The organism is Selenomonas sp. KH1T6 (genome assembly GCF_900108415.1).
GTDB lineage: Bacteria > Bacillota > Negativicutes > Selenomonadales > Selenomonadaceae > Selenomonas_B > Selenomonas_B ruminantium_A.
This window is the reverse complement of sequence record NZ_FNWN01000023.1, coordinates 13924-37293: the sequence shown is the minus strand read 5'-3', so window position 1 is coordinate 37293 and position 23370 is coordinate 13924. Positions and strand designations below refer to the sequence as shown.

Genomic DNA, 23370 nt, shown 5'->3' with positions numbered 1-23370 from the left:
ACGGTCCCTGTCCAGGGAGCCCACTGGGCTCCCGCACTTCGTGCCCCCCGCAAGCGGTGGAGGCTAATCAACCACTGCATTACTCTTTCTACGTTAATGTCTTCTGGTGAGAATGGTGGACAGATAGTTCAGCTTCTCATCCCGATGGGCCATGATATCATCGATGACCTGCTCCCCGTCCAGGCCTGCGCGGCTTACCAGCACGGCGTTCTTGGCCAGGCCGTGGGCAGCCAGCTGATGGGCCACATCGGAGAAGTTCTTGTAGACCTTCATCATCACCACATTGTCAGCCACTGCCAGGGCATTCTGGATTTTGTCCGGGCTGGCGGTAGCAGGGATGATGGCCAGCACATCATCACCCTCCACAATGGGGGCGCCAATCTGGCTGGCAATGGCAGCAAAGGCGGGCACGCCGGGAATGGTGCAGATTTCCACGTCCTCATGCTCCAGCAGGCGATAGACATAGATATAGGTGCTGTAGAACATGGGGTCCCCCAGGGTCAGGAAAGCCACGTTCTTGCCTGCGTGCAAAAGCGCCAGGATCTCTGCCTTGTTCTCCTCCCAGGCCTTGGTATCATCTGCAAAGCCTTTAACCATGGGGAACACCTGATAGACGATCTCCACATCTTCCTTGAGGTAGGGCTTGGCAATGGAGAGAGCCACACTGCCGTCCTTCTTCTCCGTCTTGGGAGCGATGAGCACATCCACCTTCTTGATGGCGTTGATGGCCTTCACCGTCAAAAGTTCCGGGTCGCCGGGGCCCACGCCGATGCCGTAAAAAATTCCGCTCATAATATGACCTCCATTGCAAATCTGTTGATTACGCTGTTATATATCTATGCGCTCATCATTTCATTCAGATTTTATTTTAACCCAATCTGTCTGATTTTTCCATAGCAAAAGGAGCCGTTGCCATGCAACAGCTCCTTTTCCTGCATATTCAGCACGCCCTGACCGCAAAAACAGAGCTCAACAGCTTCCTGGTATACGGATGCCTGGCTTCCGCAAGCTTATCCCCCGGCAGTTCTTCCACGATGCTTCCCTGCTGCATGACTGCCACCCGGTGGCTGATCAGGCTCACCAGGGCCAGGTCATGGCAGATGAAGATATAGCTGACACCGCGCTTCTTCTGGATTTCCGCCAGCAATTTGGCGATGCTGTCCTGCACGGACACATCCAGGGCACTGGTGGCCTCATCGCAGATGATGATTTCCGGCTCCAGTATCAGGGCCCGGGCAATGCCCACCCGCTGGCGCTGGCCGCCGCTCAATTCATGGGGATAGCGCAGGGCCATCTCCGGTGGCAGCTCTACCTGCCGCAGGAGCTCCACAGCCCTTGCTTCAGCTTCCTTATCTGAGACTTTGGCAAAATTCCTCAAGGGCTCGCAGATGATGTCCTTGATGCGCATCTTGGGATTGAAAGCCGTGGCAGGGTCCTGGAAAATCATCTGGATGTGCCTGGCCATTTCCCGCCTTTTCTCTCCCTTGATGTTGGTGATATCCTCACCCTTGAAGAGAATCCTGCCGCTGGTGGCAGGGTGCAGCCCCATGATGGTGCGGACGAAAGTGGACTTGCCGCAGCCGGACTCCCCCACCAGCCCCAGGGTTTCCCCTTTGTGCAGCTGCAGGGAGATATCGCGGCAGGCAGTGAATTTCTTTCCCTTTTCCGGCTCGAAGACCTTGCAGACCTTTTCAGCAGCCAACAGTATTTCCTGTTCAGACATAGCGGCGGCCTCCAATCTCCGGCACCGAAGCCAGCAAAGTCTTGGTATAGTCAGCCCTGGGGCTTCCTATGACCTCGGCAGTAGTGCCGTACTCCGCCACCCTGCCGCCAATCATGACCATGATCTTGTCTGCCATGTGGGCTGCCACGCCGATATTGTGGGTGACGATGATCATGGCAGAGCCTGCCTCCTGCACCACCTGCATCAGCTCCTCTACTATCTGGGCTTGGGTGGTGACATCCAGAGCCGAAGTGGGCTCATCTGCCAGCAGCAGCTGGGGCTGGAAGGCGAGAGCCATGGCGATGCCCACTCGCTGCCGCATGCCGCCGCTGAGCTCGAATGGATGGGATTCCATCACCCTGGCAGGGTCCGGCAGGTTCATGCGCTTGAGTAGGCTTTTGGCCTTTTCCTCTGCCTCACCCTTGCCCATGCTGCTGTGCACCTGCATGTATTCCACAAACTGGCTGCCGATGGTGCGGACAGGATTCAGCATATTGCCGCTGTCCTGAAAGATCATGGCCACATCTTTGCCACGAAGCTCCAGCCATTCCTTATTGGTGAGGGAAAGGAGCTTCCGCCCTGCAAAATCTATCTCCCCGCCGCTGACCCGGCCCGTGCCGGAAAGGCATCCCAGGATGGCGCGGATAACGGAGGTCTTGCCGCTGCCGGACTCCCCAACGATGGCCAGTATCTCCCCCGGCTCCAGGCCGAAGGAAACATTTTCCACCGTGGATTTTCCCTGATACTCGATGGAAAGATTCTTTACATCTAAAAGCATTTTCGCTCCCTTACTTGGCAGGCTTGATGATATTGGTGATCCAGTAGTAGTCGGAAGGATACATCTTCACGTTGGCCAGAGCCTTGCTGCTGACGATGTTGGTCTGGGGATAGCCCAGGAACAGGGCTGCCCCGTCATTCATGATTATCTGCTGGATCTCGATGATGAGCTGGCGGCGCTTCTCCTTGTCAAATTCCACGGACAGGGCCTCGAACTTGGCGTCCAGAGCAGGATTGCTGTAGCCGGAGCCGTTCTGGGGATTCTCGCCATTCAGATTGGACTTCCAGTACCAGTTGAGGAAAATCTCAGGATCGCCAGTGTTGGCGGTGGTGATATTGGAAATCAGGAGGTCATACTCGCCCTTGATGCCAATCTGGTCAACGAGATTGTAATCCACGGTCTTGATGTTGATGTCAAAGCCCAGCTTCTTCAGGTCAGCCTGCACTGCCTCAGCGTAGAGGGGCAGTTCTGCGCGGCTGTTGTAAACCACGAAATCAAGCTTCAGAGGCTGGCCGTCCTTTTCGCGGATGCCGTCGCCGTTGGTATCCTTCCAGCCGGCCTCGTCAAGGAGCTTAGCTGCCCTTTCGGGATTGTAGGCGTTGGGGTCAGTGAGCTGGTCAAAGCCGTAATCCATGGAAGGAGGCACAGGAGCCTTGCCCGGCAGGAAAGTGTCCTTCAGGAGCACCTTGTTGTAGGTTTCCCTGTCGCAGCCGGCAATGAGAGCGGCGCGCACCTTGTCGTCCTTCAGGATGCCCTTCTGGTTCAGGCGGGCCAGCACCACCCGCAGGGAAGAAATCTCGTCCACGAAGAACTTATCATTGCCACGGAAGGTGTCCATGTCACCTGCGGCGATGTTCACAGCCATATCCACCTCGCCGGACTGGAGAGCCATGGCCCGGGTGTTGGGGTCATCAATGGAGGGAATCTCCACCGTCTCAAAGGGTACTTCCCCATCCCAGTAGGAGGGGTTCTTCTTCATGACAGCCTTTTCCTTCACGAAGGATTCCACCATGTAGGGACCGGTGCAGATGGGGCCTTCCTTGGCAAAGTCGCGATTTGCCTCGGCCTTGGTGTCCACAATGATGAAAAGGGGGTCCGCCAGGAAGCCCGGCATATTGGGCATGGGCTTTTCCGTCACGATGGTGAGGGTCTGCCCCTCAGCCTTGATTTCCTTGTACTTGAAGAAAGTAGCGGCACGGTTGTTCTTGGCGAAGGCACGCTCGATGGAAGCCTTCACAGCCTCAGCCGTAAGCTCGTCGCCATTGGAGAACTTCACGCCCTCACGGATCTTGAAAGTCCAGGTGAGATGGTCGTCGCTGATGTTCCAGCTCTCGGCCAGCCAGGGCTGCACGTTCATCTTCTCGTCAAACTTGGTAAGGCACTCACCCAGGCCGTAGCGCATGACCACCCAGCCAAAGTAATTCTGGGTAGGCTCAAGAGTGTCGGCGAAGTTGGTGACACCCACCTTCAGCACACCCTGCTGGGCGCTCCCCCCTTTGTCTGCCCCGCAGCCAGCCAGGGCAGCCGTCAGAGCTGCACCGCACAGGCCCAGAGCCACAGCTTTCCAAACTTTCTTCATGTTGAACTTCATTGCACGCATTCCCCTTTTCTAAAAAATAAGAGAGACAACATATCTATTCCTGCCGCGGGTCAAGGACATCCCTCAGGCTGTCCCCCCACAGATTGAATATCGCCACTACGCTGAAGATAGCCAATCCCGGATAGAGCATGAGCCAGGGAGCCGACTGGATATACTGGCGCCCCTCGTTCAGCATCAGCCCCCACTCCGGGGTGGGTGGCTGGGCACCGAAACCCAGGAAGGACAGACCTGCAATCTCCATCATCATAGTGCCGATGTCCATGGCTCCCGTGATGACCACCATGGGCAGCACATTGGGCAACACATGGCGCCAGAGGATAGCCCCGGTGCGGGCCCCCTGGATCCTGGCTGCCTGGATGAAATCCTGATTGCGCAGGCGCAGCACCAGGCTCCTCACCAGCCGGGCGTACTTGGCCCAGCTCACCACCAGCAGGGCCAGGATGGTATTCACCACGCTGCCCCCCAGGATGCCTGCGATGGCAATGGCCAGCACGATGCCCGGGAAGGCCAGCATCATATCCGCCAGGCGCATGAGGATGGTTTCCAGCCAGCCCCCGAAGAACCCAGCCAGCACTCCCACCAGCGTGCCCACAGCGGCAATCAGCGCCACCAGGCACAGAGCCATGAAGAGAGAAACCTGGGTGCCGCAGAGAATGCGGGAGAAAATATCCCGGCCCAATTTATCCGTGCCCAGGATATGCTCTGCCGACGGCGTCTGCAGCACCAGTTTCATGTTTCCCTCCATGGGGTCCTGGGGAGCAAGGTAAGGGGCAAAGATGGCCAGCAGCACCACAAATACCACCAGAGCTGTATAGAAGGCGAAAAGCCTGTTCTCACGAAAAACCGCCATCAGTTCCCCTCCTTTTTCAGCCGCGGGTCAAGATAAGCATAAGAAAGATCCACCAGCGCGTTGATGCCCATGTAAACTATGGAAATCCAGAGCACGAAGCCCTCGATGAGAGGATAGTCCCGCATGGAGATGGCCCGCACCGCCATATTGCCGATGCCAGGCCAGGAGAACACCATTTCGATGACCGCCACGCCCCCCAGGAGCCAGCCAATGGACATACCCAGCAGGGTGATGAGGGGCAGGATGGCATTGGGCAAGACGTGCTTCCACAGGATAGCCTGCTCCGAAAGCCCCCTGGCCCTTGCCCCCACCACATAATCCTGCTGCAGTTCCTCCAGGAACACAGTGCGCACCTGGCGGATATACTTGGAGGACATATAGAGGGCCAGGGTCAGGGAAGGCAGCACGATGCCCTCCAAAGTCACAGCCGACTTGGCAATAGGGAACCAGCCCAGCTTCAGGCCGAAGACGTAGAGAAAGAGCAGGCCTATCCAGAAGGAAGGCATGGACACCCCGATAAAGGAAATGCCCCGCACCAGATGATCCTGCCAGCCATTCCTGTGAATCGCAGACCAAATGCCCAGCGGCAGGGAAATCAGCAGCACGAAGACGATGGTCACAGCCGCCAAAGCAAGCGTCCCTGCAAAGCCCTCCAGCAGCTTTTCTGTAACCGGTTTCTTGGCAGAGTAGGATATGCCCATGTCCCCCTGCAGCACGCCTCCTGCCCAGTTCACATACTGCACCAGGAAGGGCTTGTCCAGTCCCAGCTCCGCCCTGGTCTTGTCCAGGGTTTCCTGCGACACGATAGTGTCCCCCGCCTCCAGCAGCATGGCCGCCGGGTCCCCGGGGGCCAGATAGGTCAAGCAAAAGGTCAGGAAGCTGACACCTATGAGGGTAATCAGCATCTGCGACATCTTGCCCAAAAGTTTTTGCAAAGTTTCTCATCTCCCCATAAACATAAAAAACCTGCCCGCAAAAATGCAGACAGGTTCACCATATACTTCTCCAGCAAAATCCCCATCCCCATCGCTCGCGGGTCAAACGGTGATTGTCAATCGGGCAGTTCTCCTGGCTCCAGGTCATCACTTCCTTGCGCCTTCCCAGAAAGACTTTGCTCTTTCCAGTGACATCAATGCAATGAAGCTCGCTGTTACAGTGGCGGGACCGCTCCGGCTTTTACCGGCTTCTCTATTAAGTCGTAGGAACTATGCCATTCCTTTCGACACCCAATCCAATCTCAATATAGAATTGTTTTCAATAAAAATAGCAACAGACAAAATTTTACCACTACCTCCCCAAGCCTGTCAAGGTTCGCAGGCAGGCTGGGGACGCCTCTGCCACAGGCGCCACAGCAGGAAGGAGGCACAGGCAGCCCTGATGGACTGGTCGATGGCCAGAGCCAGCCAGGCACCAGGCAGGCCCATATCCAGCACCTGCAGGAAGAAAGCCGTGATCAGGGGACGCAGGAAGGCAATGCTTACAAAGGAATAGGCTGCCACCTGGCTGGTCCTGCCGCTGCCCCGGAGCACGCCGGCGCACACCAGGGCATGGGCCTCCGGGAAGCTCACTGCCGCCACGAAAATCATGACCAGGCTCCCTAAGGGCAGTAAGCCCACTTCATGGGAGTAGAGGCTGAAGATTTCTTCCCGCAAGCTGAAGGTCAGCACAAAAGAAACAAGGGAAAAAATCAAGCTCCATTTGAGCCCGGCCCGCAGCTGCCGCTGCCAGTAAGCCCAGTCGCCTGCCCCGTGGGCGTGGCCTGCCATGACCATATTGGCCTTGCCCAGTCCTCCGGCAAAGCAGTAATAGAAATCGCAGAAATTCATGCAGATGGCATGGACGGCATAGGCTGCCGTGCCCAGTTCTGCCACCATGCGGGTGTAGAGCACCATGCCGATGCGCTCGAACCCCTGCTCGCTGAAGACTCCGGCAAAGACGGGCAAGAATTCCCGGAAATATGACCTGTCAGGCCAAAAAGCCCGCCAGTCCCCCGGCATAGCGCTGCCCCCCAGCTGGCGGGCAGAAACTGCCAGAGTCCAGCTGGTGCCAATGACCGTACCCACAGCAGCCCCCGTCACCCCCAGCGCAGGAAAGGGGCCCAGGCCAAAGATGAACAGAGCATTGCCCACGACATTCACCAGATTGCCCTGAAGGTTGGCGTTCATCACCTCTTTGGTGTGGCCATAGCCCAGCTGCACTGCCTGCAGGACAGTGGCCAGAGTGGTTAAGAATACCCCCAGCAGAGCGATGTTCCCATAGGACAGAGCCGCTGCCAGATACTCTTCCTGGGCCCCCATCCAGCAGAGAATGCGCTCCAGCTGCCAGAAGAACAAGACATGCAATATGCCCATGAAAATAACTGCACAAAAAAGTGTCCGTGCAAGCAGCACGGGCACTTCCTGTGTATTATTCTCACCGAACTTCCTGGCAGTGAGCAGCGTCAGCACCGCCGCTATGGAGCGAACCACACAAAGCAGCATCATCCTGGGCTGGGTAAAGATACTCACCGCCGCAATAGCCGCCGTTCCCAGCATGCCTGCCATGATGATATCCACAGAACTCAGCAGCACCATAAACAGGCCCTCCAGGGCAGCAGGCATCGCTATTTTCAAATAATGTCTGTCCTCGTCCGGCATGCGCATGCTAAAACTCCTTATCATCTAATAATCAATATCAATTAGATGATAACAACCAGCCTCTGCCTGCGCAAGCCCCCCCGGGGGATATAGACAGCCTCATTCGTCAAACTGCTCAGCGACGCCTCCTGGCAAACAACGGCGCATTAGGCCGCAGGATGCGGCAGCTGTTCAGCACCACAGCCAGAGTGGCCGTATTGTGGATCACCGCTGCCCACAGAGGATTGATGCGCCCCAAAGCTCCCAACAGCATGGCGGAGGAATTCACCAGGATTGTCGCCATGAAGTTCTGGTGCACCAGATCCATGGTGCGCTTGCCCAGCTGCAGGGCCTCCATAAGGCGGTTGGGGTCCTCGGAATGGATGGTCACTGCAGAGGACTCGGCGGCAATATCCGTCTGCCGCCCGCCCAGGGAAACGCCCACATCTGCAAAGGCCAGGGCCGGAGCATCGTTGATGCCGTCCCCCACCATCATCACCGTGCCACGCTGCTTGAGCTTGTTCACATAAGTGCTCTTGTCCTCAGGCAGGATTTCCGCATGGTAAGAGTCGATATCCATGGCATTTGCCACCTCAGCTGCCACCGCCTTGGAATCGCCGGTTAGCATGACAATCTCGTCAATGCCATAGCGGCGCATGCGGTTCAGGGTCTTCTTCATATTGGGACGCACAGGGTCCTCGATGCCGATGACGCCGATAAGCTCCTGGTCGCGGGCCACATAAAGGAGGTTCTTGCCCTTGAGGCCTGCATCAAGGTTCTCATTATCCTTGACGCCATTTTCGTTCAAGAACTTCAGGCTGCCCACGCGGATAGTGCCGCCCTTGCAGCCCTCGAAGTCCGGCACCTCTGCCAGCATGCCCCGGGCCACCACGGTCTCGGATTTCTTATGCTGGGGCACCTGCCATTCCTGTGCCTTCACATACTTCTGGATGGCCACCGCCAGGGGATGGACGGAATGCTGCTCGGCAGAGGCCGCCAAGAGCAACACTTCCTTCTCCTCCCCCCCGGCTTTTGTCTTGATGAAGGAAATCTGGGGAATGCCCACGGTGAGGGTACCAGTCTTGTCCAGCACCACCGTGTCAGTCTCTGCCAGAGCCTCGATATAGTTGCCGCCCTTCACCAGGATGCCGCGCTTGGCTGCTGCTGCAATAGAAGCAGAAATGGCCGTGGCAGTGGAAAGCTTGAGGCCGCAGGAGAAGTCGATGAACAGCAGGTTCAGCACCCGCTGCCAGTCACGGGTGGCACCGTAGACAATGCCCGCCCCGATGAAGGAAATGGGCACCAGCAGGTTGGCCATCTGGTCGGCGAAATTCTGCACCGGCGCCTTGCGGGTCTGGGCCTCCTCCACCAGATGCACGATATGAGCCAGGGATGTATCAGAGCCTACTTTTTCCACCGCAATCACCAGTTCGCCTGCCTCCACCACGCTGCCTGCGTATACGGGAGAACCTGCGTGCTTCATGGCAGGATTGGACTCGCCGGTGATGGAGGCCTGATTCACGGCAGCATCGCCGGAAATCACCCGGCCATCAATGACGATTTTCTCACCAGCATGGGCAGCGATGATGTCCCCAGCCTTCACCTGCTCAATTGGCACCTTGCGCTCCACCACATCTCCATCATCCTCCTGGCCCTCCACCAGCCAGACGTAGCGCTGGTCAAGGGACAGGAGGCCGGAGATATGGGTGCGGGCGCGCTCTGCCGCATAGCTGGTGAGCATCTCCGCGCCATTGGACAAGGCCAGCAGGGTCAGGCTGGATTCCGGCTTGCCTGCCAGCACGGAGGCGATGACTGCCGTAGCCGTCAATGTATCTGCATTGGGACGGCGGTCTTCGATCATGCCCTGGATGCCAGTCTTGATGAAGTTCCGGGCAATGCCCAGCACCAGAAGGGTGCGCAGGATTTTCATGCTGGCATAGAGCTGGGGAGAAGTGCGCTGCAGGAGCTGCATGCCTGCAAAGCTGGCCAGGGAAATCAGGGCATCCCTGCGATACTCAACCAGGCGGTCTGCCTGGCTGACGGATTCTTCCTTCACCCGCACCAAGGTGCGCACAATAAGAGACTGCACCTGCTGCAGGGGCAGCACGCCGCGGTAGTAGATGCGCGCCTGGCGCTCCTCCACCACTGCCGCTGCTATCTGGCGGAAGCTGCGCAGTTTGGCTGCCAGGATGGCCCGTTCCTCACGGGGCAGGGCCACCGCCAGCCTTATATTGTAAACACCGTATTTCATACCGTACGCCATCCTCTCATGAGGGAAATGGCCCACCAGAACATCTGTGACCCGGTGGGGAACTGCTGGTTGGCTAGCATCTTCCTAAAGCCCCTTACCAGGAAGATGAGGGCGGCTGCCGAACTGATATCCAGCCAGCCACCAGTGTGCTCCTTGATCCAGGCACTGAAGGCCCGCATGGTGCCACGGAGACTCTTGGTGATGGCTCCGGCATGGGACTCGGAAGGCATGCCCTCCCCCTTGGGCGGTGCAGGAGGTGCGGGAGGCAGGTTATTCTTGAAAACCCTGTCGCGCAAGGCAGCTGCCAGTTTGTCCATCTCTTCCTCGTTGGCCTCTGCAGCCTCATAGATAAAGAGAATGCTGCCTGTCAGGGCATTGACCTTCACTTCCTTCAAAAAGGGCAGTGAAGCAAGTTTTTCCAAAGTCTTTTCCAAGCCCTTGTCAAAGGAAGCCCTGTAGCGGCGGCGTCCCGGCTGCCTGGAAACCAGGGCAAAAGGTTCAACTGGAGCTGCAAACACTGCCCGCTGAATCCTGGCCCCGGCTTTTGCCACACCCTGGCCTGCCTGCTTCATCATGTCAAGGCCACTGTCCAAAAGGCCGGACTGGCCGCCGGAACGACCGCCCCGGCCTCCCATGCTGCCCATCATGCCGCCCATCATACCGCCGCGGCCGCCCATCATGCCTTTGGCGGCACCGGAGCCGCCTCCAATAAGCATCTGTGCCAAAGCCTGACCTGCTGCCATACCCATCATCATTCCTGTTCCGGACATAGCCATCACTTCATCTCCCCTTTACATGCGACATAATATACTGTTCAACTTTTGCCAGTTCAGCATTGGCTCTGAGACGCTCCGGCACATACTTGATAAGAATGGAGCCGGTAGCGGTGCTGGTATCCACTGAGTCAATCTCTGAAAAGGAAAGCAGCTGGGACCTCACTTCGTGCTCCAGATTCGCATTGCCGATGAGATTTCTGGAGCGCAGGCGCACCCTCCCAGGCAGATAAGACGCAATTTCCACAGAACGGATAAATAAATCCAACTTGCTGGTTGGAATCTGTATGTTCCCCAACAGATTCAAGAATATTTCCTCCCTCTCACATAGAAGAAAAGACTGCCAGGGGCGAAGCCGATGGCAGTCTCCAAACTCATAAGAAATTACTTCTGCTTAGCTTCCTGAGCAGCGATAAGGTCCTCGAGCTCCTCTTTCTGGCGCTGAAGCTCAGCAAGGGGCAATTCACCTGCAGGAGCAGCCTGCTGGAGGGCAGCCATCTGCTGCTCACGCTCCTGCATGAAGCGATAGCCGAAAATACCAGCTACGGCACCAACTGCGAGACCAATCCAAAAATCTGTTTTCTGGAACATAAATATCCTCCTCATGTGAAACACTTAGGCCAAGCTGAAAACAACCTAACTGACTGCTCCCATTATACTGCGAATGAGAACAGCTGTCAATATTGAATGATTATCAACCTTGCCTAAAAACATATTAACTGCTTAAAGTATAACATAAATTACATAGTAAGAGAAGGTCCGGAAGGCAATTAGAAGTAATTATCAGACACATTTGTTATTGATTATTATTCTTTTATTTATTAGCTCAGAAGCGACGTTTATTAATTATCATAATATTTGTTCATCTTCGAATATTATTGACCATAACTGCTAGTTATGATAATATATGTATGCTTTCAAACAATAATTTCAGGAGGAGATTCCCTTGGCAACCATCGCTATGGCAGCTGCGCTCATAGGGCTTATGCTCTGCGCTTACCGCGGCTGCTCCATCATCCTGGTCGCACCCTTCTTTGCGGTTGTGGCCGCCCTGGGCAGCCAACACTATGGCCTGCCCATTTTCAGTGAGCTTTACATGACCAAATTGGCCGAATATGTAAAGACCTACTATCCCATCTTCCTTTTCGGCGCCGTCTTCGCCAAACTCATGGAGAAAGGCGGCCTGGCTTCCGCTGTAGCGGCCAAGATTGTCAGCACCCTGGGAGAGGAGCGGGCCATCCTGGCTGTTATCCTGGGCTGCGGCGCCCTGACCTACGGCGGTCTTTCTGTCTTCGTGGTAGCCTTCGTCATGTACCCCTTCGGCGCCGTGATTTTCCGTCAGGCTGACATTCCCAAAAGGCTCCTGCCCGCCACTCTGTGGATAGGCATCTTTTCCTTTGCCATGGTTGCCATGCCGGGCACGCCCCAGATTCAGAACATCATCCCCGCTGCCTACTTCGAGACTTCTTCCTGGTCAGGCATCGGCATCGGCCTCTTCGCCACCATCATCTTCATGGTCATGGGCTGGGGCTGGCTCACCTACCGCATGAAGAAACTCAAAAACGAAGGCGAAGGCTACGGTGCCCACGCCGACCGTCAGAGCGGCCAGGGCAAGGCAACTGTCAGCTGGCAGCTGGCCATGGTGCCCCTCCTGATGGTAGTCATCATCAACGTGATTCTCTCCAACCCCTTTGCCTGGGATTGGGGTTTCCACTGGGCTGAGGATATGCTGGAGTCCCTCTCCGGCATGAAGCTCACCCTCATTGCTTCCCATATCGGCAAGGTATCCGCCATCTGGTCCATTTCCATCGCCCTGATTGTCAGCAGCGTCGCCGCTGGCTGGATTGGCAGGAAAAGGCTCAAAGCTACTGATGGCTTTTTGAATCCCATCAACTTCGCCGCCTTGTCCTCCGGCACTGCGGCCCTGAACGTGGCCTCCGGCTTTGCCTTCGGCTGCGTGCTGGTGGCCATGCCTGGCTTCAGCCCCATCAAGGATGCCCTGCTGGGACTTTCCGCCTCCAGCGGCCCGCTGCTTTCCGCCGTGCTGGCCACCAATATCATGTGCGGCATCACAGGTTCTGCTTCCGGCGGCCTCACCATCGCCCTCTCAGCCTTTGGCGAACAGTGGGCACAGGCAGCCATCGCCCAGGGCATTCCCCTGGAGGTCATGCACCGCATCGTGGCTATCGCTTCCGTGGGCATCGACCCGGTGCCCCACTGCGGCGCACTGGTGACCCTGCTGGCTATTTGCGGTCTCACCCACAAGCAGTCCTACTTCGACATCGTGGTGCTGCTCTTCATGAAGTTTACCGTGCCCTTCCTGTGCATCGCCTTCTACATGCTGACGGGCATCGTCTGATAAGGCATGGCAATACAATAGATATATGTATGAGCAAATATTTCCCAGAAAGGATCTGATCCTATGGATAATGAGACTCTGCTCCGCCGTATGGAGGCCTTCGACCCGGAGCTTTCTGACCTCTTGCTCTCCGCTCTGGACAGGCAGTGCTCCACCCTGTCCCTGATACCGACTGCCAATGCGGTCTCTCCCTTCTCAGCCTATCTGAAGGGCAGCGTGCTGGGCAATGACTTCATGGACCATCACGCCATCGAGCGCCGCAGCCGCCTGGAGCAGATGGCCTGCCGCCGGGTGAAGGAACTCTTCCACAGCGACCACGCCATCGTCCGCACGGGCAACCCCGTGGCGGCATCTCGTGTAGTTTTCTACGCCCTGGCCCAGCCGGACAGCACCATCCTCTCTTTCAATCTGCGCAAGCAGGAGCACTGCACCGGCGACTGGATGACCTATAACTTCGTGAAATTCAGCCTGGAGCCGGACACCCTCACCATAGATTTTGACAAGGTACGGGAGCTGGCCCTGAACCACCGTCCCCGCATCATCATCTACTCCCCGGTGAACTATCCCCAGAATACAGACTACGAAAAGTTCCGCCAGATCGCCGATGAGGCAGGCGCCTATCTCTGGGTGGACATCGGGCAGAATGCAGGCCTGGTGGCCACAGGCTTCGTGCCGTCCCCGGTCCCCTATGCAGACGTGGTGACCTTCGGTGCCAGCGACGCTCTCCACGGTCCCCAGAACGGCATTATCCTCACCACGGAGAAGCTGGCCCCCTGGCTGGACCAGGCGGTCATCGACACAGGACACGTTTCCCTGAAGAAAAATGTCCTGGCAGCCTTGGCCATCACCTTCCGGGAAGCTGCCACTGACGAATTCATCGCCTACTGCGAGCAGACCATCAAGAACGCCCAGGCTCTGGAAAAGGGCCTCAGAGAAGCAGGGGTAAACACCCTCTGCGGGCCCACTGCCAACCATCTGGTGCTGGCCCAGCTTCGGGAGGGCATTGACGGCGACAAGCTTACGGACAATCTGGCTGTAGCAGGCCTCATGGTGAAGCCCGAGCAACTCCTCACCTCCGGTGACCTCAGCTTCTCTGTGCTGCGCCTCTCCAGCCTTGACCCCACCACCCGCTCCCTGAAGGAAAAGGATATGCACAAAGTGGGACGCGCTCTGGGCAATTTCATCAACTCCCCCCAGAAGGAAAGCGACATCGCCGAAATAGCCAAAACGGTCAAAAGACTCATCGACGGTCTCCCCCTCTTCTCCGAAGAATGGCTGCCAGACGCTGAAGCAGATGACAGCCCGCAGGATCTGATGGGACGGATGATGGTGTACTGGAACAACTGATTCTCTTATGACACGCCAAAAGGCGCATGTCAGCTCGAAAGCTGCCATGCGCCTTTTTGTTCTTGGTCTTTTCAGTTGGGATCTATACGCTTCTCCACAGCCTTCTCCAGCAGGCTGTCGCGCCTTGCCTTGGAAGCAGCGAAGTAATCGTGCACAGCCTGGCGGTCCTGGCTGTCTATGGCCGTGATGACCTCTCCCAGGATGGACTGGAGATCCTTCAGATGGCGGGTAATAGCCTCGCCGTTGGTCATGCAGATGTCAGCCCACATATCAGCATTGGAAGATGCTATGCGGGTGGTATCGGTGAAACCGCCGCCGATGAGCTTGATGCAGGACTCCAAGTCGTCCCCGCTGCGGTTCAAAAGTGTCACCAGGGCTGCTGCCGTCACATGGGGCACATGGCTGATGACGGAGGCGCAGCGGTCGTGCTTCCTGATATCAAGCGTAGTGAAATTGGCGCCGGTATGCTTCAGCACCTCCATGAGCTTCTCATGGGCTTCCGCAGGCGCTCCCGTGTCCTCAACTATCACATAGGCCTTGCCCTGGAAAAGGTCGGCCTTGGCTGACGCCACGCCGCTCTTTTCCCGGCCTGTCATGGGATGGCCTGCAATGTAATAGATATCATCAGGCAAAAGCCCCTGCAGCTGCTGCCAGATATACTGCTTTGTGCTGCCGGCATCCGTGATGATGGTGCCGGGCTTCAAGTACGGCAGGAGCTTCTTCACCATGGGCACGATCTGCAGCACCGGCGGGCTCAGGAAGACAATATCAGCTTCCGAAACCACCTTCTCTATATCGCTGCCTGCAAAGTCCACAGCCCCCAGCTCCACGGCTTTGTCCATAGAAGCCTGGGTGCGGCAAAGGCCTGTGATATAGATGCCCTCTCCCATGGCCTTTTTCAGGCAGAGGCCCAGGGAGCCGCCAATGAGGCCCACGCCAATAATGGCCAGGCGTACAGGCTCCCCTGCCGGCTTCATACAGTTCTCCCCATGACAGCAGCGATCCTCTCCAAATCGGACATAAGGACATTGAACTTCTTGGGCGTGAGGCTCTGGTCACCATCGGACAGGGCAATCTCCGGATGGGGATGCACTTCGATGATGAGTCCGTCTGCCCCGGCAGCCACAGCAGCCCTGGCCATGGGCTGTACCATCTGCCAACGGCCTGTGCCATGGCTGGGGTCCACGATGATGGGCAGATGGGAAAGCTCCTTCACCGCTGCCACGGCGCTGAGATCCAGGGTGTTTCTCGTGTAGGTTTCGTAAGTGCGGATACCGCGCTCGCAGAGGATGATATTCTCATTGCCGCCTGCGGCGATGTACTCGGCGGCATTCAGCCACTCGCTGATGGTGGCGGAAAGGCCGCGCTTCAGCATCACAGGCTTCTTGGCCCTGCCCAGAGCCTTCAGCAGCTGGAAGTTCTGCATATTGCGGGCCCCCACCTGATAGAGGTCGGCATACTGACCCACCAGCTCGATATCGTCCTTGTCCACGATTTCCGTGACAACTTTGAGGCCGTTCTCGTCAGCCACCTGACGCAGGAGCTTCAGGCCGTCCTCAGCCAGGCCCTGGAAGTCATAGGGGCTGGTGCGGGGCTTGAAAGCGCCGCCGCGCAGGAACTGGGCGCCGCCGGCCTTCACGGCCTGAGCCGCCTCACGCAGCTGCTCCAGGCTCTCCACAGAGCAGGGACCTGCCATGACCACCAGCTGCTCGCCACCTACCTTCACGCCGTCCACATCCACCACGGAGTTTTCCGGATGGAACTCACGGCTTACCAGCTTGTACTTCTCGGTGATGCGCACGGTTTTTTCCACACCGGGCAGCATATTCATCTCCAGGTTGCCTATGATTTTCTTATCACCGATGACACCTACGATGGTGCGCTCTGCGCCTACGGAAAGATGGGCCTGCAGGCCCACAGACTTCAGCTTGTTTTCCACCTTGGCTATATCTTCCTTGGTTGCACCGGGGCTCATTACGATAATCATCTAATTACCTCCTGCTCCTATATGATTTGTTATTGCGCTTTCGTGCCTGCCTCCCTCATGAGGGCGATTTCATCGCAGTTGGGGAACTTGGGGCAGTCTATGCACTCTTTCCACACCTTGTGGGGCAGTTCCTCCTTGGTGATGATCCTGAAGCCCAGCGTCTGGAAAAAACCGGGCTTATAAGTGAGGGTGAAATACTGCTCAATGCCCAGCTCATCACCTTCGGCCATCAGGCGGCGGACAATCTCCCCGCCGATGCCCCGGCGGATGTAGTCAGGGTCCACCGCCATGGTGCGCACCTCTGCCAGTTTCTCCCAGATGATGTGCAGGCCGCCGACACCAGCCAGACGCCCCCCGTTTTCCTCATCGATGGCCACCACCATATCGCGGATGGTCTCATAGAGAGTATTGCGGGAGCGGGCCAGCATGACCCCCTCTTCCGCATACTTGTTCACCAGTTCATAGATGGCTTCTATATCGCCAAAAACAGCTTTCCTGTATTCCATACAATCACTTCCCGGCCCGCCAAAGGGCCCTGTTTATTTCCCCGGCACTGCACTGGGGCACACCTCATGGAGGGGACAGTCAGTGCAAAGGGGATTCCTGGCCTTGCATAGTTTCCTGCCATGCCAAATCAGCCAGTGGTGGGCTGCAGACCACTTCTCTTTGGGAATGGCCTTCTGCAAGCCCTTTTCCACTTCCAAAGGCGTGGTGCCAACAGCCAGCTTCAGCCTGTTGGCCACCCGGAAGACATGGGTATCCACCGCAATGGCTGGATAGTCAAAGGCCACGCTCATGACCACATTGGCCGTCTTCCTGCCCACCCCCGGCAGCTTCTGCAGGGCCTCGAAATCCTCAGGCACCTGCCCGCCATAGTCCTGCAAAAGCAGCTGGCAGGCCGCCATGATATTTTTGGCCTTGTTGCGGAAAAGCCCGCAGTCCTTGATTTCCTGCTCCAGCGTCCCCAGTCCCAAGGCCAGGATAGCCTCAGGTGTGGGAGCCTTGGCAAAGAGCCTTTCCGTCACCACATTCACCCGCACATCTGTGCATTGGGCAGACAGGATGACGGCAATCAGGAGCTCGAAGGGATTGCGGAACTTCAGGGCAGGCTTCACGCCTTGATAAATTTCCTCCAAAATGGCAATCTGCTGCTCCCTGACTGCCTTGGTCACCCGCATATCAGTTGGTAAGGCTCCGCACCGGCGCGGGAATGCGGCCGCCGCGGGCCACGAAGGCTGAGGAACTGTACTGGTTCCTGACGGGCACGATGGGGCAGTAGCCCAGGAGGCCGCCGAACTCCACCACATCTCCCACCTTCTTGCCGGGCACGGGAATCACGCGCACAGCCGTGGTCTTGTTGTTGATCATGCCGATGGCAGCTTCATCGGCGATGATGCCAGAAATGGTGGCTGCGGAAGTATCACCCTCCACTGCAATCATATCCAGACCCACGGAGCAGACGCAGGTCATGGCCTCCAGCTTCTCAATAGAAAGACTGCCCTGCTTGACGGCAGCAATCATGCCCTCGTCCTCGCTGACGGGAATAAAGGCGCCGGACAGACCGCCCACATGGGAGCTGGCCATGAGGCCGCCCTTCTTCACTGCATCGTTCAGCATGGCCAGAGCAGCCGTGGTGCCGGGAGCGCCGCAGGCCTCCAGGCCCATTTCCTCCAGGATGCGGGCCACGCTGTCCCCTACGGCAGGCGTGGGAGCCAGGGAAAGGTCGATGATGCCAAAGGGCACCCCCAGACGCCTGGAAGCCTCGCGGGCCACCAGCTGGCCCACACGGGTGATCTTGAAGGCCGTCTTCTTGATGGTCTCTGCAATCTCCGTGCAGTCAGCCCCCTTGAGATCCTCCAGGGCATGCTTCACCACGCCGGGGCCGCTGACACCCACGTTGATGACCCGGTCACCCTCGGACACGCCGTGGAAGGCGCCTGCCATGAAGGGGTTGTCCCCGGGGGCGTTGCAGAAAATCACCAGCTTGGCGCAGCCCAAAGCCTGGGTGTCACGGGTGAGCTCGGCGGTGCGCTTCACCACTTCGCCCATCTCCCGCACGCAATCCATATTGATGCCCGCCTTGGTGGAGCCCAGGTTCACAGAGGAACACACTATATCCGTGGAAGCCAGCGCCTGGGGTATGCTCTCGATCAGCACCCTGTCACCGTGAGTGTAGCCCTTCTCCACCAAAGCGGAGAAGCCGCCGATGAAGTTGACACCCACAGCCTTGCCAGCCCTGTCCATAGCCTCGGCCACAGGCACGAAGCTGTCTGTCTTGCAGGCATCAGCCGCAATGGCAATGGGAGTCACAGAGATGCGCTTGTGGATGATGGGGATGCCGTACTCTGCCTCGATGTCCTCGCCGGTCTTCACCAGGAACTCTGCAGACTTGGTGATTTTGTCATAGACATTCTGGCAGAATTTCTCGAGATTGGGATGAGCGCAGTCCCTCAGGGAGATGCCCATGGTGATGGTGCGCACATCCAGCTTGTTCTCGGTGATCATGCGGTTTGTTTCTAAGATATCATCTATAGTGATCAATGGTCTTGGTCCTCCTAATCAGTTGAACGAAACTCAGACGTTGTGCATGACGTTGAAGATGTCCTGATGCTGGGCCTTGATGTCCAGCCCCATTTCCTGGCCCTTCTCCTTCAGCACTTTCTGGAGGTCCACCAGGCTCATGCGGGCGTCCTCGCCCATCTCGGCTCTCATGACCATGTTGAAATAGCCATCCATGATGTTCTGGTTGATATTGAGGATATTGACGTTGTTTTCCGCCAAAACCTGGCTCACCATAGCGATAATGCCCACCCTGTCCTTGCCTACAATGGTAACTACCAGCTTCATTTACACATCTCTCCCCATAGATAATAAAATGACTTTGCCAATGTAAACTCTTTAGCAACACGGCTAAACAAAAAATCAACACTCCTATTATAACAAGGGTTATAACAAAAACCAATAGTCTGGCTGTAATTCTGTTTAGTTATGGTATGGGAAAAGAATCACATTCATGTTGACAATCAGCAAATTAGTACCTATAATACAGTTGTGATGTAAATTTAAGAAAAATCCCTACAACTGTAGGTTTTATGCGGGTTCTCCCGCATGCAGGAGCATCTTTTTCTTCAATTTTCGTCTGTTTTATCTATAAGCCACATTTATAGAATGATAGTATGAGGAGAGTGTTATTTATGGCAAAGAATCCGGTCAAGATCACAGAAACGGTTCTCCGTGACGGCCATCAGTCCCTGGTTGCCACCCGCATGCGCATCGGCGACATGCTTCCCCAGCTGGAAGCCCTGGACAAAATCGGCTACAACGCCCTGGAAGCATGGGGCGGTGCAACTTTTGATACCTGCCTCCGTTTCCTGGATGAAGACCCCTGGGAGAGACTGGATACCCTGAAAGCCAACCTGAAGACTCCTATCCAGATGCTGCTCCGCGGCCAGAACCTCCTCGGCTATAACCACTATTCCAATGACGTGGTGGAAAAATTCGTGCAGGCTGCTTCCCGTCACGGCATCGGCGTCTTCCGCATCTTCGATGCCCTGAACGATGTGCGCAATCTGAAGGTAGCCATCAAGGCTGCTCTCGCCTGCCCCGAGAAGCCCCATGTCCAGGGCTGCCTGGTATACACCATCAGCCCGGTGCATACCAATGAGAAATTCGTGGAACTGGCTAAAGAGCTGGAAGAGATGGGCTGCCATTCCGTCTGCATCAAGGATATGTCCGGCCTCCTGAAGCCCTATGTGGCAGAGGATCTGGTGAAGAAGCTGAAGGAAGCTCTCTCCATCCCCGTGGAACTCCACACCCACTGCACCTCCGGCTTCGGTCATGCCACTTACCTGAAGGCCGTGGAGGCAGGCGTTGACATCATCGACTGCGCCTTGGCTCCCTTCTCCAGCGACACTTCCCAGCCCTGCACCGAGACCATGGTGGCAGCTCTGGAAGGCACTGACCGTGACACGGGCCTCGACCGTCAGGCCATGACCCCCATTTCCCAGCACTTCCTCTCCGTGAAGAAGCGCATCATCGATGAATTCAAGCTCAAGGGCTATTTCGATATCAACCCCAACGTGCTGGACTTCCAGATTCCCGGTGGCATGCTTTCCAACCTGGCCAATCAGCTGAAAGAAGCCGGCATGGAAGACAAGTATCAGGATCTCCTGGATGAGATGCCCCGCGTCCGCAAGGATCTCGGCTATCCGCCCCTTGTCACCCCGTCTTCCCAGATCGTGGGCACCATGGCTACCTTCAACGTCATGAGCGGCGAACGCTACAAGATGGTACCGAAGGAATTCAAGGATCTGGCTCGCGGCAAGTTCGGCCGCACTCCTGTAGCTATCGACCGCGATTTCCTCACCAAGACTCTCGGCATCGCTCCCGTGGACATCATTGATGACTGCTCCGTGGAAGATGCCAAGGCAGAGACCTTTGAGGAATTCAAGGCCGAGCTCGTCGAGAAGGGCTTCTTGAACCCCACCGACGAAGACGTACTTTCCTACGCTCTCTTCCCCCAGGTGGCAGAGGAATTCTTCCAGAAGCACTACCAGAAGGTCACCGCTTACAAGCGCTGATCAAACACGCAATAAAACAGGAAGTGGCTGTTGCACAAATGTGCAACAGCCACTTCCTGTTTTTGTGTCCTTTTCTCTTGATAAGATCATGGAAAAGGATCTATTCTGCTTCCTTGAAAACACTCTTGGGCTGGCCACAGAGGGGGCAAACGTAATCCTCTGGCTCGTCGTTGATATCCCCTTCATGCTCAAAGCCACAGACGGGGCAGACATAGACCTTTCCAACGGGAGCTTTCTTCTCCGGCTGATACTTCTCCAGAATCTTGCCGATGACAACGCCATGATGGCCTTCCTGCTTGGCGAAAATCTCCATCTCATCAGCAGCCTCGGTAAAGCCAGCGGCCCTCACCTTGTCAGCCATGGCCTTGACCTGGGCTTCGCCGTTGGTTTCAGCCTTCTGCACCGTACGCAGGAGGTTCCAGAAATCCTGGGGATACTTGCCGTTCATTACAGCGTAGAACCCGGCATGAACAGCTTCCTGGTTGGCAGATTCGATGAGCTCAGACGCAACATCATCGTAACCCTGTTCCTTGGCCAAACGGGCCAGAGCGTAGTACATCATGGTGCCGTTGGCTTCAGCCTGCATGAAAGTCTTAAAGATTTTCTCAAGTTCCGTGCCCTTCGTCTGTCCATAAATGCTCATGATATTTTCCTCCTGATCAACGAATAAAGTGAGTCGGCGTCCAGGGCTCCTTTTCTGGCAGCCCATATTTTTCTTTTCCCAAAGCGATGCTTTGCATAAGGAAGACCATGTTCCTGGCCAATGTCCGCATGGTCTGCATGCCCTCAGCATCTTTCGCAGCATCTCCAGGCTCAAGCCCGTAAACCATATTCCAATACTGGCTTGGAGCTACGGGCATGCCGCTGATGGTAAAGTATTTGTTCATCTCGTCAAAAGTCGAGGAACTGCCTCCACGACGGGAAACCACTACAGAAGCCCCTACCTTCATGGTTTTGTCAAAATGGGTACTGAAAAACAGGCGGTCAAGGTAGGCAATGACAGTCGCATTGGCCGAAGCATAGTAAACTGGTGTGCCCACTACCAAGCCATCGCACTCCTCGAAGAGGGAAGCTGTCTCATTCACCAAATCATCGAATACGCATTTCCCGGTCTCAGAACATTTCTGGCAAGCAATGCAGCCCCGGATGGGTTTGTTGCCAACATGCACCATTTCAGTTTCTACCCCGGCTGCTTCGAAAATCTTACGCATTTCTTCCAAAGCAGCTGCTGTGTTCCCCTTCGGTTTAGGGGAACCATTGACCATCATGACTTTCATTGGCTACCTCCCGATACAAATCAGTTTTGTATGCTCCTCTTACATCGGATACTCAAAAGTAGAGCCTATGCCAAAATGAATGATGTATTCCTCAGCACCAGCCACAGGAATCCAGAAGCCGTAGGCCCGACCAAAGGGACCCTCATAAGCTTTGTAGGCAGCTTCCTTGGTATCTGCTGCCTGATTGCAGAGACAGCCTTTGTGTTTCTCGGGGCTGCCAATGCTGGAGCACTTCATCTGGTCGTTGAGACCGAAAGAAGCAGCTTTCTTGTTTACTGCGTGGATCTGGCGGTCTTTGGTGATGAGCATGATTGGCTCCGGGAAGTTGTCCCACATCATGTGAAAGGCGTTGATGATTTCCTGCTTGTTCATAGTTTCAGCTCTCCTTTTATAACGCCATTGTTCCAGCTTTGCCATAGGCAAAGCTTCCTCTTGGCGTTTTCCCCGCGGGGACTAGCTCCGCGTCGCACGAGGCGGGAGATATATGCTCGCCGCCTGTTAGTAAACAAGGAACTCGCCACCTATAGAGGTGGGAGACATCTTCTTCCGAGTTATTACAGACAGTTCTGCACACCGGCCTCTAAATCCTTCATTGAATCCGTGGGCTCAAAGCGGCCTATGACATTTCCCTGGCGGTCTACAAGGAATTTCGTAAAATTCCACTTTATATCTGAATTTTCCTTGTAGTGCCAGTCTCTCTTCCTCAGCAGCAGGCTCATGGCAGTTGCCTTCAGGCCATTGCCGAAACCTTTGAATCTCTGCTGTGATTTCAAGAAAGTGTAGAGGGGCAGCTCGTTCTCACCATTGACATCGGCTTTCTTCATCCTGGGGAACTTCGTCTTGTAGTTCAACGAACAGAATCTTTGAATGCCTGCGTCATCCTCAGGGGCCTGCTCCATGAACTGGTTGCAGGGAATGTCAATGATTTCAAGACCCTGGGAATGATATTTCTCGTACATGTTTTCCAGTTCCTTATACTGTGGGGTGAAACCACAGCGGGTAGCTGTGTTCACGAAGATAAGCACCTTGCCCTTGTAATCTGACAAGGCAACATCTGAGCCATTGTTGGCCTTCAAGGTATAATCATATATCATCTTTGGGTTGCCCTCCTTCATTTCGTCTTACAGGCTTTATTATACAGCTATATTCTATTTTGTCAAATATAATTTTTGAAAATAGTATTTGATATCTATGCAATATAATGGTAAAATTGAAGCAAGAAGTTTCAAA

Annotated in this window: 24 protein-coding genes and 1 riboswitch; of the genes, 3 read left to right on the top strand and 21 right to left on the bottom strand. The window is 55.9% G+C overall.

Going from position 1 to position 23370, the window contains the following annotated elements; translation table 11 throughout:
• Positions 1 to 93 precede the first annotated feature (93 nt).
• The 11 genes from cobI to BLW59_RS12430 form a co-directional block, all read right to left on the bottom strand.
• Positions 94 to 792: a precorrin-2 C(20)-methyltransferase gene (gene cobI, locus BLW59_RS12480; protein ID WP_074698055.1), complete on the bottom strand. Its 699-nt coding sequence runs from the start codon at positions 790 to 792 to the stop codon at positions 94 to 96.
• A gap of 148 nt (positions 793 to 940) precedes the next feature.
• Positions 941 to 1723 carry an ABC transporter ATP-binding protein gene (locus BLW59_RS12475; RefSeq protein WP_074698054.1) on the bottom strand — a complete coding sequence of 261 codons (783 nt, stop codon included), beginning with the start codon at positions 1721 to 1723 and terminating at the stop codon, positions 941 to 943.
• Complete coding sequence (locus BLW59_RS12470; RefSeq protein ID WP_074698053.1) at positions 1716 to 2501, bottom strand: ABC transporter ATP-binding protein; 786 nt, start codon at positions 2499 to 2501, stop codon at positions 1716 to 1718. Before BLW59_RS12470 ends, BLW59_RS12475 begins: the two co-directional genes overlap by 8 nt.
• Positions 2502 to 2511: 10 nt before the next feature.
• Positions 2512 to 4080, bottom strand: a complete 1569-nt coding sequence (locus BLW59_RS12465; protein ID WP_074698072.1) for an ABC transporter substrate-binding protein — start codon at positions 4078 to 4080, stop codon at positions 2512 to 2514.
• Positions 4081 to 4135: 55 nt separating this feature from the next.
• Positions 4136 to 4951, bottom strand: coding sequence for a nickel transporter permease (nikC, locus tag BLW59_RS12460; protein ID WP_029545028.1), 816 nt, complete (start codon positions 4949 to 4951; stop codon positions 4136 to 4138).
• Positions 4951 to 5865: a nickel ABC transporter permease gene (nikB, locus tag BLW59_RS12455; RefSeq protein ID WP_074698071.1), complete on the bottom strand. Its 915-nt coding sequence runs from the start codon at positions 5863 to 5865 to the stop codon at positions 4951 to 4953. Before nikB ends, nikC begins: the two co-directional genes overlap by 1 nt.
• Positions 5866 to 5991: 126 nt before the next feature.
• Positions 5992 to 6196: riboswitch (cobalamin riboswitch) on the bottom strand.
• Between the two features lie 59 nt (positions 6197 to 6255).
• Positions 6256 to 7593: an MATE family efflux transporter gene (locus BLW59_RS12450; RefSeq protein WP_081348526.1), complete on the bottom strand. Its 1338-nt coding sequence runs from the start codon at positions 7591 to 7593 to the stop codon at positions 6256 to 6258.
• Between the two features lie 109 nt (positions 7594 to 7702).
• Positions 7703 to 9817 (bottom strand): heavy metal translocating P-type ATPase, encoded by a 2115-nt coding sequence (locus BLW59_RS12445; RefSeq protein WP_074698052.1) that lies wholly within the window; start codon positions 9815 to 9817, stop codon positions 7703 to 7705.
• On the bottom strand, positions 9814 to 10593 hold the full coding sequence (locus tag BLW59_RS12440) for an HMA2 domain-containing protein (RefSeq protein WP_074698051.1): 780 nt from the start codon (positions 10591 to 10593) through the stop codon (positions 9814 to 9816). The genes BLW59_RS12445 and BLW59_RS12440 overlap by 4 nt, the downstream gene beginning before the upstream one ends.
• A 4-nt stretch (positions 10594 to 10597) precedes the next feature.
• Positions 10598 to 10897, bottom strand: coding sequence for an HMA2 domain-containing protein (locus BLW59_RS12435; RefSeq protein ID WP_074698050.1), 300 nt, complete (start codon positions 10895 to 10897; stop codon positions 10598 to 10600).
• 77 nt (positions 10898 to 10974) lie between these two features.
• The gene (locus tag BLW59_RS12430; RefSeq protein ID WP_029545040.1) at positions 10975 to 11181 is read right to left on the bottom strand and encodes a hypothetical protein; all 207 of its coding nucleotides are present in this window, start codon (positions 11179 to 11181) and stop codon (positions 10975 to 10977) included.
• Between the two features lie 349 nt (positions 11182 to 11530).
• On the opposite strand from BLW59_RS12430, the gene BLW59_RS12425 reads away from it, so the two are divergent.
• Positions 11531 to 12949, top strand: coding sequence for a GntP family permease (locus BLW59_RS12425; RefSeq protein ID WP_074698049.1), 1419 nt, complete (start codon positions 11531 to 11533; stop codon positions 12947 to 12949).
• A gap of 63 nt (positions 12950 to 13012) precedes the next feature.
• Positions 13013 to 14296, top strand: coding sequence for a serine hydroxymethyltransferase (locus tag BLW59_RS12420; protein WP_074698048.1), 1284 nt, complete (start codon positions 13013 to 13015; stop codon positions 14294 to 14296).
• Between the two features lie 71 nt (positions 14297 to 14367).
• On the opposite strand, the gene BLW59_RS12415 is transcribed toward BLW59_RS12420, so the two are convergent.
• The 6 genes from BLW59_RS12415 to BLW59_RS12390 are packed head-to-tail and all read right to left on the bottom strand — an operon-like array spanning position 14368 to position 19130.
• Positions 14368 to 15273: a prephenate dehydrogenase gene (locus BLW59_RS12415; protein WP_074698047.1), complete on the bottom strand. Its 906-nt coding sequence runs from the start codon at positions 15271 to 15273 to the stop codon at positions 14368 to 14370.
• Entirely contained in the window at positions 15270 to 16283 is a 1014-nt protein-coding gene (aroF, locus tag BLW59_RS12410) for a 3-deoxy-7-phosphoheptulonate synthase (protein ID WP_074698046.1), read from the bottom strand. Before aroF ends, BLW59_RS12415 begins: the two co-directional genes overlap by 4 nt.
• Positions 16284 to 16312: 29 nt before the next feature.
• Positions 16313 to 16789 carry an N-acetyltransferase gene (locus tag BLW59_RS12405; protein ID WP_074698045.1) on the bottom strand — a complete coding sequence of 159 codons (477 nt, stop codon included), beginning with the start codon at positions 16787 to 16789 and terminating at the stop codon, positions 16313 to 16315.
• Positions 16790 to 16822: 33 nt separating this feature from the next.
• Positions 16823 to 17461: an endonuclease III gene (gene nth, locus BLW59_RS12400; protein ID WP_074698044.1), complete on the bottom strand. Its 639-nt coding sequence runs from the start codon at positions 17459 to 17461 to the stop codon at positions 16823 to 16825.
• 1 nt (position 17462) lies between these two features.
• Positions 17463 to 18824 (bottom strand): PFL family protein, encoded by a 1362-nt coding sequence (locus tag BLW59_RS12395; protein WP_029545056.1) that lies wholly within the window; start codon positions 18822 to 18824, stop codon positions 17463 to 17465.
• Between the two features lie 33 nt (positions 18825 to 18857).
• Positions 18858 to 19130 (bottom strand): ACT domain-containing protein, encoded by a 273-nt coding sequence (locus BLW59_RS12390; protein ID WP_029545058.1) that lies wholly within the window; start codon positions 19128 to 19130, stop codon positions 18858 to 18860.
• Between the two features lie 347 nt (positions 19131 to 19477).
• On the opposite strand from BLW59_RS12390, the gene BLW59_RS12385 reads away from it, so the two are divergent.
• On the top strand, positions 19478 to 20863 hold the full coding sequence (locus BLW59_RS12385; RefSeq protein WP_029545060.1) for a pyruvate carboxylase subunit B: 1386 nt from the start codon (positions 19478 to 19480) through the stop codon (positions 20861 to 20863).
• 100 nt (positions 20864 to 20963) lie between these two features.
• On the opposite strand, the gene BLW59_RS12380 is transcribed toward BLW59_RS12385, so the two are convergent.
• From BLW59_RS12380 to BLW59_RS12365, 4 genes are all read right to left on the bottom strand, one after another.
• Positions 20964 to 21506: a rubredoxin-like domain-containing protein gene (locus BLW59_RS12380; protein WP_074698043.1), complete on the bottom strand. Its 543-nt coding sequence runs from the start codon at positions 21504 to 21506 to the stop codon at positions 20964 to 20966.
• A gap of 16 nt (positions 21507 to 21522) precedes the next feature.
• On the bottom strand, positions 21523 to 22140 hold the full coding sequence (locus BLW59_RS12375) for a flavodoxin family protein (RefSeq protein WP_074698042.1): 618 nt from the start codon (positions 22138 to 22140) through the stop codon (positions 21523 to 21525).
• A 39-nt stretch (positions 22141 to 22179) separates the two neighbouring features.
• On the bottom strand, positions 22180 to 22512 hold the full coding sequence (locus BLW59_RS12370) for a hypothetical protein (protein WP_074698069.1): 333 nt from the start codon (positions 22510 to 22512) through the stop codon (positions 22180 to 22182).
• A 182-nt stretch (positions 22513 to 22694) separates the two neighbouring features.
• Entirely contained in the window at positions 22695 to 23234 is a 540-nt protein-coding gene (locus tag BLW59_RS12365; protein WP_074698041.1) for a glutathione peroxidase, read from the bottom strand.
• Positions 23235 to 23370 lie beyond the last annotated feature (136 nt).

Coding starts and splice junctions, on each gene's coding strand:
- cobI (WP_074698055.1), bottom strand. CDS start 792: ATGAGCGGAATTTTTTACGGCATCGGCGTGGGCCCCGGCGACCCGGAA.
- BLW59_RS12475 (WP_074698054.1), bottom strand. CDS start 1,723: ATGTCTGAACAGGAAATACTGTTGGCTGCTGAAAAGGTCTGCAAGGTC.
- BLW59_RS12470 (WP_074698053.1), bottom strand. CDS start 2,501: ATGCTTTTAGATGTAAAGAATCTTTCCATCGAGTATCAGGGAAAATCC.
- BLW59_RS12465 (WP_074698072.1), bottom strand. CDS start 4,080: ATGAAGAAAGTTTGGAAAGCTGTGGCTCTGGGCCTGTGCGGTGCAGCT.
- nikC (WP_029545028.1), bottom strand. CDS start 4,951: ATGGCGGTTTTTCGTGAGAACAGGCTTTTCGCCTTCTATACAGCTCTG.
- nikB (WP_074698071.1), bottom strand. CDS start 5,865: ATGTCGCAGATGCTGATTACCCTCATAGGTGTCAGCTTCCTGACCTTT.
- BLW59_RS12450 (WP_081348526.1), bottom strand. CDS start 7,593: ATGCGCATGCCGGACGAGGACAGACATTATTTGAAAATAGCGATGCCT.
- BLW59_RS12445 (WP_074698052.1), bottom strand. CDS start 9,817: ATGAAATACGGTGTTTACAATATAAGGCTGGCGGTGGCCCTGCCCCGT.
- BLW59_RS12440 (WP_074698051.1), bottom strand. CDS start 10,593: ATGGCTATGTCCGGAACAGGAATGATGATGGGTATGGCAGCAGGTCAG.
- BLW59_RS12430 (WP_029545040.1), bottom strand. CDS start 11,181: ATGTTCCAGAAAACAGATTTTTGGATTGGTCTCGCAGTTGGTGCCGTA.
- BLW59_RS12420 (WP_074698048.1), top strand. CDS start 13,013: ATGGATAATGAGACTCTGCTCCGCCGTATGGAGGCCTTCGACCCGGAG.
- BLW59_RS12415 (WP_074698047.1), bottom strand. CDS start 15,273: ATGAAGCCGGCAGGGGAGCCTGTACGCCTGGCCATTATTGGCGTGGGC.
- aroF (WP_074698046.1), bottom strand. CDS start 16,283: ATGATTATCGTAATGAGCCCCGGTGCAACCAAGGAAGATATAGCCAAG.
- BLW59_RS12405 (WP_074698045.1), bottom strand. CDS start 16,789: ATGGAATACAGGAAAGCTGTTTTTGGCGATATAGAAGCCATCTATGAA.
- nth (WP_074698044.1), bottom strand. CDS start 17,461: ATGCGGGTGACCAAGGCAGTCAGGGAGCAGCAGATTGCCATTTTGGAG.
- BLW59_RS12390 (WP_029545058.1), bottom strand. CDS start 19,130: ATGAAGCTGGTAGTTACCATTGTAGGCAAGGACAGGGTGGGCATTATC.
- BLW59_RS12385 (WP_029545060.1), top strand. CDS start 19,478: ATGGCAAAGAATCCGGTCAAGATCACAGAAACGGTTCTCCGTGACGGC.
- BLW59_RS12380 (WP_074698043.1), bottom strand. CDS start 21,506: ATGAGCATTTATGGACAGACGAAGGGCACGGAACTTGAGAAAATCTTT.
- BLW59_RS12375 (WP_074698042.1), bottom strand. CDS start 22,140: ATGAAAGTCATGATGGTCAATGGTTCCCCTAAACCGAAGGGGAACACA.
- BLW59_RS12370 (WP_074698069.1), bottom strand. CDS start 22,512: ATGAACAAGCAGGAAATCATCAACGCCTTTCACATGATGTGGGACAAC.
- BLW59_RS12365 (WP_074698041.1), bottom strand. CDS start 23,234: ATGATATATGATTATACCTTGAAGGCCAACAATGGCTCAGATGTTGCC.